The organism is Streptomyces sp. JH002, assembly GCF_050916115.1.
GTDB classification, from domain to species: Bacteria; Actinomycetota; Actinomycetes; order Streptomycetales; family Streptomycetaceae; genus Streptomyces; species Streptomyces xiamenensis.
Genome location: NZ_CP087989.1, coordinates 440,614 through 454,537 on the forward strand (window position 1 = coordinate 440,614; position 13,924 = coordinate 454,537).

The following is a 13,924-nucleotide window of genomic DNA, read 5'->3' on the forward strand; positions in this document are numbered from 1 at the left end:
CGCGGGGCCGGGCGGCACCGCAACGCCGTAACGGTCCCGGTCGGCCGGCTCGCCGGCGCGAGGGCGCCGACCGGTCGCGGCACAGCTGGGCCTGAGCGGCCGGTCCACCCGAGCCCACGGTGCGCGCCCGGTGCACCGGAGGTGGTGACGCGACCCCAGTGCACCACCGCCTCCCCGGTACGGACTCGTCCAGGGCGGCCCGCGACCGGGAGCACGGTCACCGGTCCCATCAGTGCGGCGCGGAAGAAGGGCGCGGCGGGTGGGGGAGGATCGGGGGATGGCGATCAAGGGTGTGCTTTTCGATTTTTCCGGGACCCTCATGCGCATCGAACCGGCGGAGCGCTGGCTGAGCACCGTCCTGGCGCGGGCCGGGGTGGACATGCCGGACGGCGAGATGCGGCGGCTCGCCCAGGAGTTGGAGGAGGCGGGGGCGCTGCCCGGTGGGGGCGCGCCGCGTGAGGTGCCCGAGGAACTGGCGGAGCTGTGGCGCGAGCGGGACCGCGATCCCGCCGGGCACCGGGCGCTGTACACGGGGCTGGCCCGGCGCGTACCGCTGCCACTGCCCGGGCTGTACGACGCGCTGTACGAGCGGCACATGGAGCCGGACGCCTGGCGCCCCTACCCCGACACGGAGCCGGTGCTGGCCGGGCTGCGGGAGCGCGGGGTGCGGGTGGCGGTGGTGAGCAACATCGGCTGGGATCTGCGTCCGGTCCTGCGTGAGCACGGTCTGGACCGGTACGTGGACGCCTGGGTGCTGTCCTACGAGCACCGGCTGGTGAAGCCGGATCCCCGGCTGTTCGAGGTCGCCTGTGCGGAGTTGGGGCTGTTGCCGCGGAACACGCTGATGGTGGGCGACAACCGGCGGGCGGACGGGGGTGCGACGGCGATCGGATGTGCCCTGCACCTGGTGGAGCACCTGCCGGTGACCGAGCGCCCCGACGGTCTGCTGCCGGTGCTGGAGCTGGTGGGCTGACGCCGTGGTGGTGGTATCGGGCGGTCCCCCGCGCCGCCCGATACCACCGGCCCGTGCCGGACAGGGCTCCGCCCCCGGGGCGGATGTCCGGCGTCCTCGCTGAGTATATTGGCTGTTAGCCAGTCAACGGGAGTCCAGCATGTCCCCTCGCCGCGCATCGGTCAATGAAGAATTGCGGCGGCGCTCGCGCGAGCGGCTGCTCGAAGCGGCCGCCGAGCTGTTCGGGGAGCGGGGTTACGAGGCCACGACCTTGGGCGATATCGCCGAACGGGCCGGTGCGGCCCGGGGTCTGGTGTCGTACTACTTTCCGGGAAAACGGCAGCTGTTGCAGAGCGCCGTGCACCGGCGGATGCATCTGACGCTCGCCGCCGCGCTGGAGCGTGAGCCGGCGCCGTGCGCGGACGCGGCGGGCGGCCGGGAGCTGCTGGCGCGGGCGATCGACGCGATCCTGGGCCTCGCGGCGCGGCGGCCGGTGCTGATGCGGGCGCACATGGCGCATCTGCTGCAGCAGGAGGGGTTCGTCCAGTGCGCCGAGCAGCAGCGGCTGGCGGCGCTGCTGCGGGAGACGATGGTGCGTTACGGGGCCGCCGATCCGGACACGGACTACCGGATGCTGCGCGCGCTGCTGATGGGCGCGGTGGTGGCGGTGCTGCTGCCGGGGGCGCCGATGCCGGGGCACCGGCTGCGCGCGGAGCTGTTCGCCCGGTACGGGCTGGAGTGGGAGCTGGGGTGCCCGCCGGGCGGTGAACCGCCCGGCGGGGTGCTCATGTCATCGGGTGAGGGTGCTCACCCGTAGCGGTGTTCACCAGTAGCTGGGCTGGGTCTGGGCGTTGAGCTCGGTGAGCTTGACGCCGCGCGCGCCGTTGGTGCGCGGGTCATCGATGCGCAGGACGTCAAGGCCCATCTGGTCGTTGGAGTAGATGTAGCCGTTGTAGTAGTAGGCGGACCAGGAACCGCCGAAGGTCAGGGTGTCGTTGCTCTGCGGCCCGCGGTCGAAGTAGCCGATCTCGTGCGGGTTGCCGGAGTCGGTGAACTCCCAGATGGACACGCCACCCTGGTACCAGGACTGCACCATGATGTCGCGGCCCCGGACCGGGATGAGCGAGCCGTTGTGGGCGACGCAGTTCTCGGTGTCGGACTGGTAGCGCGGGATCTTGAAGTAGCTCTGGAACTCCAGGCGCCGCCGGTCGCCCTTGCCGGTGATGTGGTAGATGCCGTTGGCGCCGTACTCGTCGCCGATGCGGGCGTTGCAGGTGGCCGCGCCGCCGCCGCCCAGTTCGTCGGTGAAGACGACCTTCTTGCCGTCCTGGCTGAAGGTGGCGGAGTGCCAGAAGGCGAACCGCTCGGCGTCCTGGACCCGGTCGATGACACGCGGCTTGGCGGGCTTGGAGATGTCCATGAGGATGCCGTCACCCATGCAGGCGCCGGCGGCGATCTTCAGCCGCGGGTAGACGGTGATGTCGTGGCAGCCCGTGGTGGCCGAGCCGCGGTCACTGCCAGGGAAGCCGCCGTCGGGGAAGAGCACTTCGAAGCTGGAGACCTCGGCGCGCTCGGGGGCGTTGCGGGGCACCTTCACGATGGAGATGCCGTCGTGCGGCGGCTGGCAGTCGGGGAAGGAGGCGTCGGGGTAGTAGGAGGAGATGTAGAGGTAGATGTTCTTGCCGTCCGGCACCAGCGTGTTGGTGTGCGAACCGCAGTACGTCTCCACGGCGGAGACGTACTTGGGGTTGCGCTTGTCGCTGATGTCGAAGATCCGGATGCCTTCCCAGGAATCCTTGATGGTCGCCGACTGGGAGACGCTGTTGCAGGAGTCGTCGCTGCGCGAGGAGTCGACGGACAGGAAGAGCAGGTCGCCGCTGACGGAGATGTCGCCCTGGCCACCGGGGCACAGCACTTCGGCGACGATCTTCGGCTTGCTGGGGCGGGAGATGTCGTGGATGACGAAGCCGTTGTAGTTGCCGGCGTAGGCGTAGTTGCCCTGGAACGAGATGTCCGAGTTGGTGGACTGCAGGGCGTTCTTGGGGACGTTGGCCACGTGGGTGACGTTGGGGGTGTGGACGATCTCGCCCAGGCCGGGTATCTCGCCGGTGCCGCCCGCCGATTCCAGGCGCGGGGACTGGTCGGCGGTGATCTCCTGCGACGTCTCGGGGGCGTCGTCGCCCGCGTCGGGGGTGGCGAGGGCTGTTCCGCTGAGGGCATAGGTGGCCAGCAGGCCCGCGAGGGCCGCCATGGTCACTCCGAGCCGCCTGCGTCGCACGCGGGGTCTGTGCAACGATGTCACTGGAATCCTCCCGGGATCCGTTCCGGTGTTACGTGGGGTTGACCGGTTCACGGATGTCATCAGTATCCCGACGTGCATGTACAGATCAATATGGGAAACAGATCATTCATCTTTCCGTATTGGCTGATGATGCTCTCGCGCATCAGGAGGACTCTGTGTCAACTCTTCGCTCCCGCCGCCCTGTCACGGGGGCCGCGACGGCCGTATCCCTGATCGCCGTGCTCGCCGCGGCGGCGCTCGCCGGCTGCACCGGCGGCGAGGCGGCCGCCGGGGACACCGGGCGCTCCGAGGAGGCGTCGGTGATCGCGCCGGGCCGGCCGGGCGAGGAAGCGCGGACCATCTCCCCGCAGGAGGCCCGCGAGGCGGCCGAGGAGGGCACGGCCCCGAACGCCGCCGATCACGCCTTCATGACCATGATGATCGACCATCACGAACAGGCCATCGAGATGACCGATCTGGCCGAGGAGTTCGCCGACCATGCCTCGGTACGCGGCATCGCCGGCCGGATCGCAGCGACCCAGGGCCCGGAGATCGAGATCATGCGCGCCTGGCTGCTGCGCAACGCCAGCGGCGAGGGGGCCGGGGAGGACGCCCCGCACGGGCACGGGGAACACGGCGCGGACATGCCGGGGATGGCGAGCGAGGCGGAGATGCAGCGGCTGCGCGCCGCGCGCGGCGCGGAGTTCGACGCGCTGTTCCTGGAGCTGATGATCACTCACCACGAGGGTGCGCTGACCATGGCGGCGGACGTCTCCGCGCAGGGCAACGACGGGGCGGCACTGGAGCTGGCCGCCGAGATCGGCGCCTCGCAGCGGGTGGAGATCGCCCGGATGGAGGCGCTGCGCTAGGGCCTGTCTGACACATGGCGCCGGTCAGGCCCGCGTCGCCTGGGCTGGGGGCACCTCCCGGCCGAAGGCTGGGGGAGCAACGCGGGCCGGGCGGGATGTGTCAGGCAGGCTCTACCGGGCGCGTTCGCACGCCGCCGCGGATAGGACGGCGTCCAGCAGGCCGGGGAACAACTGCTCCAGGTCGGCGCCGCGCAAGGCGTTCATCTTCGCGGTGCCCCGGTACGTCTGCGCGATCAGCCCCGCCTCACGCAGCACCCGGAAGTGATGGGTGCTGGTCGACTTGCTCACCGGCAGGTCGAAGTCCGAGCAGGACAGCTCCGCGCCGGGACCGGCGGCGGCGAGCCGGCGCAGCACGGACAGCCGCAGCGGGTCGGCCAGCGCCTGGAGCACCTGATCGAGGCGGATCCGTTCGCGGTCCGGGTGGTCCAGGGTGCGGCCGGCGACGGTGACGGGCGCGGGGGCGGAGGGGTTCATGCGTCCATCATACGAGGGGCGTCGTACTTTGATGAGCGTCGTACTACGATGGCTGCCGTACCACCGTTTCCCCCTGCCCGAGCCCCCGCGAGGAGCCTGCCGTGAGTCCCCTGTTCGAGCCCTTCACCCTGCGGTCGCTGACCCTGCCCAACCGGGTCTGGATGGCCCCGATGTGCCAGTACTCCGCCCCGGACTCCGGACCCGACACCGGAGCCGTGCGCGACTGGCACCTGGTGCACTACGGCGCCCGGGCGGCCGGCGGCGCCGGGCTCGTCCTGCTGGAGGCCACCGGGGTCAGCCCGCAGGGCCGCATCAGCCCGGCCGACCTGGGGCTGTGGAACGACCGGCAGGAGGCGGCGCTGCGCCCGCTGACCGCGTTCATCAAGGAGCAGGGATCCGTCCCCGGGATCCAGATCGCCCACGCCGGGCGGAAGGCAGGCACCGACCGGCCCTGGCTCGGCGGCCGGCCGCTGAGCCCGGAGCGGGGCGGCTGGCAGCCGGTCGGCCCGTCCCCGCTCGCCTTCGACGAGCACCACCCGGTGCCCACCGAGCTGAGCACCGCGCGGATCCACGAGATCACCGGACAGTTCGCCGACACGGCCCGGCGCGCGCTGAGGGCCGGCTTCGAGGTCGTCGAGGTGCACGGCGCGCACGGCTATCTGCTCGGCGAGTTCCTCTCCCCGTTCAGCAACCACCGCACCGACGCGTACGGCGGCGACTTCGCCGGGCGCACCCGGTTCGCCCTGGAGGTGGTGGACGCGGTGCGCGCGGTGTGGCCGGAGGACCTGCCGGTGTTCTTCCGGATCTCGGCCACCGACTGGCTCCCCGAGGGCGGCTGGGAGGCGGAGGACACGGTGCGCTTCGCCACGCTGCTGCGAGAGCACGGGGTGGATCTGCTGGACGTCTCCACCGGCGGCAACGCCCCCGGGGTACGGATCCCCACCGGGCCCGGCTACCAGGTGCCGTTCGCGGCCCGGGTCAAGGCGGAGACGGACCTGCCGGTGGCGGCGGTGGGCCTGATCACCGAACCGGAGCAGGCCGAGAAGATCCTGCGCAACGGCGAGGCCGACGCCGTTCTGCTGGGCCGCGAGCTGCTGCGCGACCCGTACTGGCCGCACCGCGCCGCCCGTGACCTGGGCGTGAGCCACCACGGGGTGCCGCCGCAGTACCAGCGGGCGGTGTGAGCGCCGCCCGTACGGACGTACGGGACGCTTCGGGCATGGCGCGCGGTGTCGGTCCCGGACAGTAGGGTAACGGACCGTGGCAGCACGACCGTTGAATGAGATTGTGGAAGCGGGCTGGGCCAAGGCCCTGGACCCGGTGGCGGACCGGATCGCCGCGATGGGCGATTTCCTGCGCGCGGAGATCGCCCAGGGGCGGACGTACCTGCCCGCCGGGCAGCACGTCCTGCGGGCCTTCACCCAGCCCTTCGACGAGGTGCGGGTGCTGATCATGGGACAGGACCCGTACCCCACCCCGGGGCACGCCGTGGGGCACAGCTTCTCGGTGGCGCCCGAGGTGCGGCCGCTGCCCGGCAGCCTGGAGAACATCTTCCGGGAACTGCACACCGACCTGGGGCTGCCCCGCCCCTCCAACGGTGATCTCACCCCCTGGACCCGGCAGGGGGTGCTGCTGCTCAACCGGTCGCTGACCGTGGCGCCGCGCACCCCCGCCTCCCACCGCGGCAAGGGCTGGGAAGAGGTCACCGAACAGGCCATCCGGGCGCTGGTGGCGCGCGGCACGCCGCTGGTGGCGATCCTGTGGGGCCGTGACGCCCGCAATCTGCGCCCGCTGCTGGGCCAGGTGCCCAGCGTGGAATCGGCGCACCCCTCCCCCATGTCGGCGGACCGCGGCTTCTTCAACTCCCGGCCGTTCAGCCGGGCCAACGCGCTGCTGGCCGAGCAGGGCGCCGCGCCGGTGGACTGGACGCTGCCGTGAGCGGCCCCGCCGGGGGCTGGGTGCTGGGGGTGGATTCGGGCGGTTCCGGGCTGCGGATCGCGCTGGCCGGGGTGAGCGGCCTCGGCGCGGTGGAGCCGGGATGGGAGACGGTCACCGACGGGCCGGTGCGGACCGGCGGCTCGGGGATCGACGCGGAGCAGTTGCTGGAACGGGTGCTGCCGGCCGCCCGGAGCCTGCTGGCGCGGGCGGGGTCGGCGGCGCGGGTCACGGCCGTGTGCGTGGGCGCGGCCGGGATGGCCACCCTCGGCGCGGAGTTGCGGGAACGGCTGCCGGCGGCCCTGGGGCGGGAGTTCGGGGTGCGGCGCTGGGCGCTGGCCGCGGACGCGGTCACCGGTTACGCGGGGGCGCTGGGCGAACGGCCGGGCGCGGTGGTGGCGGCCGGCACCGGGATGATCGCGCTGGGCATGGACGGCGGGAGCTGGCGGCGGGCGGACGGCTGGGGCCATCTGCTGGGTGACAGCGGCAGCGGGGCGTGGATCGGGCAGCGCGGGCTGGCGGCGGCGCTGCGGGCGTACGACGGAAGGACCGGCGGTTCCTCCGCGATGCTGGAGCGCGCGGAGCTGATGTTCGGGCCGGCCGGCGGGCTGCCGGGGGTGGTGTATCCGCGCAGTGACCGGGCGGCGGTGCTGGCGTCCTTCGCGCCCGAGGTGGCCGCCTGTGCCGGTAGCGACGAGGTGGCGGCGGGGATCGTGACGGCGGCGGCCCTGGAGATCGCGCGGTCGGCGGCGGCGGTCGCGCCCGCGGGCGGCGAGGTGGCGCTGACCGGCGGGCTGTTCCGGATGGGCGATCCGCTGCTGGGGCCGTTGCACGCCGAGCTCGGGCGGCTGCTCCCGGGTGCCGCGGTGACCCGCTCCACGGGTGATCCGCTGGCCGGGGCGCTGCTGATCGCGGGCCGGATCGCGGCCGGCGGGCTGCGGCTGCCGCCCGATCGGGGGCTGTTGGAGCTGGGTTGACCGGGTCACACGCAGGCGCGGGATTTTTCCGGACAAACCCCGAGGGGGAGGCCCCGGCCGAACAGCCAACCACATCAAGGCATTAACATGCGGCGACATGAGCTCCCCCACTGGGCACGGGACCGGCCTGCCCGTACGAATGCCGAGACCACGCCAGCCCGGACGCCACCGCCGTCCGGAGCCCGTCAGCGCGCCCGAGGGCGCGCCGGTGCTGGTGCTTGCCGTTCCCGGTACCCCGTCGGCGGTCAGCCGTGGCATCGCCGAGGAAGTGACCAGCATCGCCCGCTCCGAGCTGCCCGGGCTCGACGCCCGGGTGGGTTTCGCCGAGAGCCACGACGGTGACGAGGAGTTCCCGTCGCTGCGCCAGGTGCTCGCGGGGGTGGCGGCCGAGCGCGAGGACGCCGATCAGCAGCCCGCGGCCGTGGTCGTCCCGCTGCTGGCGGGCCCCGACAGTGCCCAGCTGCGCGGGATCCGGCAGGCGGTGCTCAGCAGCGGTTCCGGCGCGGAGCTGACGGACGTCCTGGGGCCGCACCCGCTGCTGGCCGAAGGGGTGCACGTACGGCTGTCCGAGGCCGATCTGGCGCGCGCGGACCGGGCCCGGCTGTTCACCGTGGCGACCGCGGCGGACGGGATCATCCTGGCCACCGTGGGCGGCGAGGAGGCCGTGCAGGCGGCCGGGATCACCGGGATGCTGCTGTCGGCGCGGCTGGCGGTGCCGGTCCTGGCGGCGGCGCTGGACGAGGCGGGTTCGGTCGCGGACGTGGCGGCCCAGCTGATCGAGGCGGGTTCGCAGCAACTGGCGCTGGCCCCGTGCCTGATCGGGCCCGAGGTGCCGGACGGCCTGCTGGCCGCGGCGGCTGACGAGGCGGGCTGTGCGATGGCCGAACCGCTGGGCGCCTACCCGGCGATCGGCAGGCTGGTGCTGTCGGCGTACACCACCAAGCTGGGCATTCCGCTGCGCGACGCGCAGGGGGCCTCGGCGCTGTGACCCCGGCCGGCCCGGCGGCGTCGTTCCGGAGCGGGGGCGCGGCTGTCACACTGGCCGCATGACGACCGTGCTGCCGGCCGCTGCCCTGGTGTTCGACCTCGACGGCACACTGGTGAACAGTGAGCCGCACTACTACGAGGCGAACCGCCGCGTGCTGGCCGGGCACGGAGTGCGTGATTTCAGCTGGGAGCGGTACACGCGCTACATCGGCGTCGGCGCGCTGGACGCGCTGATCGCCCAGCGGGCGGAGTACGGCATCGCCGCGCCCGCCCAGGAGTTGCTGGCGGAGCAGGACCGCTGCTACCTGGAGCTGATCCGGGGCCGTATCGAGGTGTTCCCGGGGATGGCGCGGCTGGTGGAGCTGGCGCACACGGCGGGGCTGCCCATGGCGGTGGCCTCCGGATCGACCCGGGAGGCGATCGACGCGGCGCTGACGGGCAGTGCGGTGGGTGCGCTGCTGCCGGTACGGGTCTCGGCCGAGGAAGTGCCGCGCGGCAAACCGGAACCGGATGTGTTCGAGGCGGCGGCGCGGCGGCTGGGGGTGCCGCCCGAGCGGTGCGTGGTGGTGGAGGACGCGGCCCCCGGCGTGACCGCGGCGCTGCGCGCCGGGATGCGGTGCGTCGCGGTGCCCTCGGTGCTGCGGGCGGCGGACGAGGCGGTGTTCGCGGGCGCCGGACTGTGCTTTCCGGGCGGGCAGGACACCTTTGACGCCGACGCCGTGCTGGCCTGGATCGGGCGCGCGGCGGGCGGAGAGCCGGCGGCCGGGCGCGCCGGTTCGTGACCGCCGGGTGGCGCGGCACCCGATGTGCGGATGTCGTGCGGAGCCCATGAATTGCGTTTCGATAACCCAGGAATAGCCGTATGTGGTGGCATTCACCCCCAGCAGATACCGGCGAGCACCGGGCATCGCCCGGCTGGAGGAGACGTGACCCAGTTCGGCTCGCCCGGAGACACCACGGAACGCGACCCCTCCCCCGCCGGCCCGCCCGCGCCGCGCGTGGACGGCGTCCGGCTGCTCCAGATCCTCGACCGGCTGGGTGAGATCGGCGCGGACCCGGGCGGCGGCGTGACCCGGCTCGGTCTGGGGCCCCTGGAGCAGCAGGCGCGGAACTGGCTGGCCGGGGTGGGCCACGCGGCCGGTCTGGTGCCGAGCACCGACCCGGCGGGCAATCTGTTCCTGCGGCTGCCCCGGCCCGCGAAGGGCCCGGTCCTGCTCATCGGCTCGCACGCGGACACCGTGGTGCAGGGCGGCCGGCTGGACGGCGCCTACGGGGTGGTGGCGGCGATCGAGGTGCTGCGGGTCCTGGACGCCACGGGCACCCGGCTGCCGTTCGATCCGGTCGCCGTGGCCTTCTCCAACGAGGAGGGCGCGCTGGTGCAGTTGCCGTTCTTCGGCTCGCGGGCGGTGTGCGGACAACTGGCCGACGGGCTGTCCGCCACGGACCGTTCGGGGCGCGGCGCACGCGAGTACCTGGCCGAGTACGGCGGGGATCCCGACCGCCTCGCCGAGGCGGCGTGGCCCGCCGGCAGCATCGCCGCGTACCTGGAACTCCACATCGAACAGGGCCCGGTGCTGGAACGGGCCGGGATCCCCATCGGGGTGGTGGAGGGCATCGTGGGCCGCGTCATCGTGGACATCGAGGTCACGGGGCAGGCCCAGCACGCGGGCACCACCCCCATGGACGCGCGCCGCGACGCGCTGGTGGCCGCCGCCGAACTGGTGCTGGGCGTGCGGCGGATCGCCGCGGACAAGATCTGTACGACGGCCACGGTCGGCTTTCTGCGAACCGGGCCCAATGTGACGAACACCGTGCCCGGCACGGCACGGCTGACGGCCGAGGTGCGGGACATCGACCCGGCGCGGCTGGCCGCCGGGGAGGCGGCGGTGCGGGAGGTGTGCGCGGAGGTGGAGCGGCGTACCGGCTGCTCCGTGCGCTGTGTCCGCTCCAGCGGTTCGGCTCCGGTGGCCACGGATCCGGTGCTGCGCAGGGCGATCGCGGAGGCCGCCGACGCCCTGGGGCTCGCCCAGCTGTCGCTGCCCAGCGGGGCCGGCCACGACGCGCAGATCGTGGCGTCCCTCGCCCCCATCGGCATGATCTTCGTACCGAGCAGCGACGGCATCTCGCACGCCCCGGCCGAGGACACCCCGCCCGAGGCGCTGGTGCGCGGGGCCGATGTGCTGCTGCGCACCGTGCTGCGGCTGGGCGCCGCCGGGGGCGGGGACACCGGCCGGGGGAAACCGCCCGCGTCGTGACGTATGCCTCCGGAGCCTGGCGGGAAGTAGACATTCTTGTTCGTTGACTGTGCCGCGACCGCTGTGCCATCGTCTCCGAAAGGAGTTGCCCCGCTACCCCGCGTGGTGACTCCGGTCGGGCACCGCCCGCGGCCGGCTCTCCGACCGTGGCCCGGTGGGCCCACGCACCACGTGTCACCGCAGGCCGGAAGGCCACTCACCCTGTATTCCGGCTGCTCGACGGCACGTTCTACGCGTGTGGCCCCGATCGGGAGCACGCTTCCTCGCTCCGCCGCGCGGTCTCTCGGAAGACGGATCGAGCAGTGAGGGAGAAACACAGCGCATGGAGTTCCGGATACTCGGCCCGCTGGAAGTGGCCCACGAGGACGTTCCGCTCCAGGTCAGGGGCTCACGGCAGCGCACGGTTCTGGCGCTGCTGCTCCTGGAGGCCGAACGGATCGTGCCGGTCGACCGGTTGATCGACGGGGTGTGGGGCAAGGAGCCGCCCGCCACCAGCCGCAGCCAGATCCAGATCTGCATCTCCTCACTGCGTCACCAGCTGTCGGCCGCCGGGCTCATCACCACGCGGCCGCCCGGCTACCGGCTGCGGACCGGCGAACACGCGCTGGATCTGGCGGACTTCGAGACCCGGGTCGCGGACGGCCGCAGATCCGCCGCCGAGGGGCGGTTACGACAGGCCGCCGGGGCGTTCCGTACGGCCCTGGCGCTGTGGCGCGGGCCCGCCCTGCACGGGATCGGCAGCCGCCTGGTGCGCGGTGGGGTCGCCCAACTGGACGAGCAGCGGCTGGCGTTGCACGAGGAATGCCTGGAACTGGAGCTGGCCGCCGGGGAGCATCAGCGTCTGGTGGGTGAACTGGCGGCGCTGGCCGCCGCGCACCCCCTGCGGGAGAGACCCAGGGCGCTGCTGATGACGGCGCTGTACCGCTCGGGCCGGCAGGCCGAGGCACTCACCGAATACCGCAGGACGCGCGAGACGTTCATCGAGGAGCTGGGCATCGAGCCCGGTGAAGGGCTGCGCCGGCTGCACCACGCCATCCTCACCGGCGACCCGCGGCTGATCCAGGGTACCGACGGCGGGCCGGCGGAGCGGGCGACGGTGGCCCCGCGGCACGCGCCGACCCGGGTGCCACGGCTGCTGCCCGCCGATGTCGCCGACTTCACCGGGCGGCACGCGGCCGTCGCCGCCCTGCTGGAGAGCCCGGCCGGAGCGTCCGGGGAACAGGCGGCGGGTGAACCGGACCCTCAGCGGAGCACGGAACCGCTCACCGGGCCCACCGCCGTCCCGGTCACCGTGGTCACGGGGCGTGCGGGGGTCGGCAAGAGCACCCTGGCCGTCCACGTGGCGCACCGGCTCGCCGCCCGCTATCCGGACGGGCAGTTGTTCGCCTCGCTGTCGGGCACCGGCGGACCGGTGGGGCCCGGCGATGTGCTCGGGCGGTTCCTGCGGGCGCTGGGCGTCGCCGAGGCCGAGATCCCGGCCGGCACCGAGGAACGCGCGGAGATGTACCGGGACCGGCTGGCCGGGCGGCGGGTCCTGGTGGTGCTGGACGGCGCGGGCACGCAGCAGCAGGTGGCGGCGCTGCTGCCGGGTACCGCCGCGTGCCGGGTGCTGATCACCTCGCGGCACCGCCTGACGGGGCTGCCGGCCGCTCGGCGGGTGGAACTCGGCCCGTTCGACCGGACCGAGGCCCTGGAGTTCCTGGCCAGGATCGCCGGCCGCAGACGCGTCGAGGGCCAGCAGGCGCAGGCCGCCAAGCTGTGCGCCACCTGCGACGACCTGCCGCTGGCGCTGCGCGGTGCCGCCGCGCGGCTGGTGGCCCGGCCGCACTGGACGGTCGCCGATCTGAACCGCCGGCTGCTGGAGTGCGCCCGGCCGCTGGACGAACTCAGCCGCTCGGGCACCGACGTACGGGCCGCCGTGGCCACCGCCTACGACAGCCGGACCCCGGGTGCGCGCCGGCTGCTGCGGCTGCTGGCGGTGCCCCAGGCCGCGTCCTTCGCCTCGTGGGCCGGGGGCCCGCTGCTGCGCACCGATCCGCTCACCTCGCAGGATCTGCTGGAGGAGCTGGCCGAGTCGTATCTGCTGGAGGTCGACATCGATCCGGTGAGCGGCGCGGCCCGCTACCGGCTGCCGGGGCTGGTACGGGCCTTCGCGCGGGAGCGGCTGGCCGCCGAGGAGACGGCCGGTGCGCACCGCGCCGCGCTCGAACGCTACCTGGGGGCGCTGCTGTTCCTGCTCGACGAGGCGTACCGCAGGGGCGGCCACGACCGGGCGCAGGAGAGCGGATCCGGCGGTGCCGGTGTGACCCGCTGGGCGCTGCCCGCGCGCTGGGTGGGCCAGATCCTGGCCGATCCCGGGGACTGGTACGGGCGGGAACGTCCGTGGCTGCTGCTGGCCGTCCGGCAGGCGGCCGACGCGGGGCTGCTGCCGCACGCCCGGGCCCTGGCGGACGCGGTGGTGGCGGTGTGGGGGCAGTGGCGCGCGGCGCCCGGCTGGGGCGGGGCGGAGGGCACGGGTGACGGCGGGGCGGCGCGGACCTCGCGTGCGGGGGGCCGGGCGGTGCTGGTCGCGGTGGCCGGGGCCGGCGGGTGGACGGTGGGGCCCGGCACGGCGGAGGCTGGGGACGAGATCGAGGCGTTGATCGCTCTGGCCGGTGCCTACCGCCACCGGGGCGAGCACGGGCAGGCCCGTGCCTTGCTCGCGGCGGCGCGGCGGGCGGCCGGGAACGCGCCGCCGGAGGCCGTGACGCGGCTGACGGTGGCGCTCGCGGAGCAGGGGGCGCGGCCCGCGCCGCCGGAACCCGCGAGGCTGTTGCTGCCGAAGGTGCCGGCGGTTCCCTGACGCATCGTGGCGCGGAAGGGCCGGTACGGCGCTTACCGGCGCCCACCGGTTTTCTTTCCCTGCCGGGCGGCGCTGCTCCGCCCGCGGTGAAATCGCGGGCGGAACTCACGCCTGCGCACACCCTTTTCCGGCCCGGACATTATTCCCTTCTTTTCCGTCCGCCATCGATCCACTATTGCGCACGCAACAGCCACCGGAATCCCTTGACTTGCCCCCATTGCCTCCCTAGCGTGCAGATGTTCCACAGCTCGACGCCCTTTCCTCCGCATTGTGCTGGCGCTCCGCCCTGCCTTCCGGATCAACATCACCGGTCATCCGCCGAATTACTCGGCCGGCGAGAAGGACTTCGTAC

12 protein-coding genes are annotated in these 13,924 nt (G+C 73.6%); 10 read left to right on the top strand and 2 right to left on the bottom strand.

The window, feature by feature from the left end; genetic code table 11:
• The first annotated feature begins 277 nt into the window (after nucleotides 1–277).
• On the top strand, nucleotides 278–973 hold the full coding sequence (locus tag H7827_RS01840) for an HAD family hydrolase (protein WP_432742094.1): 696 nt from the start codon (nucleotides 278–280) through the stop codon (nucleotides 971–973).
• A 139-nt stretch (nucleotides 974–1,112) separates the two neighbouring features.
• Entirely contained in the window at nucleotides 1,113–1,769 is a 657-nt protein-coding gene (locus tag H7827_RS01845; protein ID WP_030731876.1) for a TetR/AcrR family transcriptional regulator, read from the top strand.
• A 6-nt stretch (nucleotides 1,770–1,775) separates the two neighbouring features.
• On the opposite strand, the gene H7827_RS01850 is transcribed toward H7827_RS01845, so the two are convergent.
• Nucleotides 1,776–3,203 carry an LVIVD repeat-containing protein gene (locus tag H7827_RS01850; RefSeq protein WP_432742097.1) on the bottom strand — a complete coding sequence of 476 codons (1,428 nt, stop codon included), beginning with the start codon at nucleotides 3,201–3,203 and terminating at the stop codon, nucleotides 1,776–1,778.
• A gap of 206 nt (nucleotides 3,204–3,409) precedes the next feature.
• Here H7827_RS01850 and H7827_RS01855 point away from each other — a divergent pair, with 206 nt between their 5' ends.
• Complete coding sequence (locus tag H7827_RS01855) at nucleotides 3,410–4,102, top strand: DUF305 domain-containing protein (protein ID WP_432742099.1); 693 nt, start codon at nucleotides 3,410–3,412, stop codon at nucleotides 4,100–4,102.
• A gap of 111 nt (nucleotides 4,103–4,213) precedes the next feature.
• Here the strand turns inward: H7827_RS01855 and H7827_RS01860 are convergent, their stop codons facing one another.
• A complete protein-coding gene (locus tag H7827_RS01860; RefSeq protein ID WP_432742101.1) occupies nucleotides 4,214–4,576 on the bottom strand; it encodes an ArsR/SmtB family transcription factor in 363 nt (120 codons plus the stop codon).
• Nucleotides 4,577–4,677: 101 nt separating this feature from the next.
• Between H7827_RS01860 and H7827_RS01865 the strand changes: the two genes are divergently transcribed.
• From H7827_RS01865 to H7827_RS01895, 7 genes are all read left to right on the top strand, one after another.
• On the top strand, nucleotides 4,678–5,760 hold the full coding sequence (locus H7827_RS01865; protein WP_432742103.1) for an NADH:flavin oxidoreductase/NADH oxidase: 1,083 nt from the start codon (nucleotides 4,678–4,680) through the stop codon (nucleotides 5,758–5,760).
• 76 nt (nucleotides 5,761–5,836) lie between these two features.
• Nucleotides 5,837–6,514 carry a uracil-DNA glycosylase gene (locus tag H7827_RS01870; protein ID WP_030731862.1) on the top strand — a complete coding sequence of 226 codons (678 nt, stop codon included), beginning with the start codon at nucleotides 5,837–5,839 and terminating at the stop codon, nucleotides 6,512–6,514.
• Nucleotides 6,511–7,488 carry an N-acetylglucosamine kinase gene (locus H7827_RS01875; protein WP_432742105.1) on the top strand — a complete coding sequence of 326 codons (978 nt, stop codon included), beginning with the start codon at nucleotides 6,511–6,513 and terminating at the stop codon, nucleotides 7,486–7,488. The genes H7827_RS01870 and H7827_RS01875 overlap by 4 nt, the downstream gene beginning before the upstream one ends.
• Nucleotides 7,489–7,585: 97 nt before the next feature.
• Nucleotides 7,586–8,476 (top strand): sirohydrochlorin chelatase, encoded by an 891-nt coding sequence (locus tag H7827_RS01880; protein ID WP_432742107.1) that lies wholly within the window; start codon nucleotides 7,586–7,588, stop codon nucleotides 8,474–8,476.
• Nucleotides 8,477–8,534: 58 nt separating this feature from the next.
• Nucleotides 8,535–9,257 carry an HAD family hydrolase gene (locus H7827_RS01885; protein WP_200362691.1) on the top strand — a complete coding sequence of 241 codons (723 nt, stop codon included), beginning with the start codon at nucleotides 8,535–8,537 and terminating at the stop codon, nucleotides 9,255–9,257.
• A gap of 144 nt (nucleotides 9,258–9,401) precedes the next feature.
• On the top strand, nucleotides 9,402–10,730 hold the full coding sequence (locus H7827_RS01890) for a Zn-dependent hydrolase (protein ID WP_432742110.1): 1,329 nt from the start codon (nucleotides 9,402–9,404) through the stop codon (nucleotides 10,728–10,730).
• Nucleotides 10,731–11,052: 322 nt separating this feature from the next.
• Nucleotides 11,053–13,572 carry an AfsR/SARP family transcriptional regulator gene (locus H7827_RS01895; protein ID WP_432742112.1) on the top strand — a complete coding sequence of 840 codons (2,520 nt, stop codon included), beginning with the start codon at nucleotides 11,053–11,055 and terminating at the stop codon, nucleotides 13,570–13,572.
• Nucleotides 13,573–13,924 lie beyond the last annotated feature (352 nt).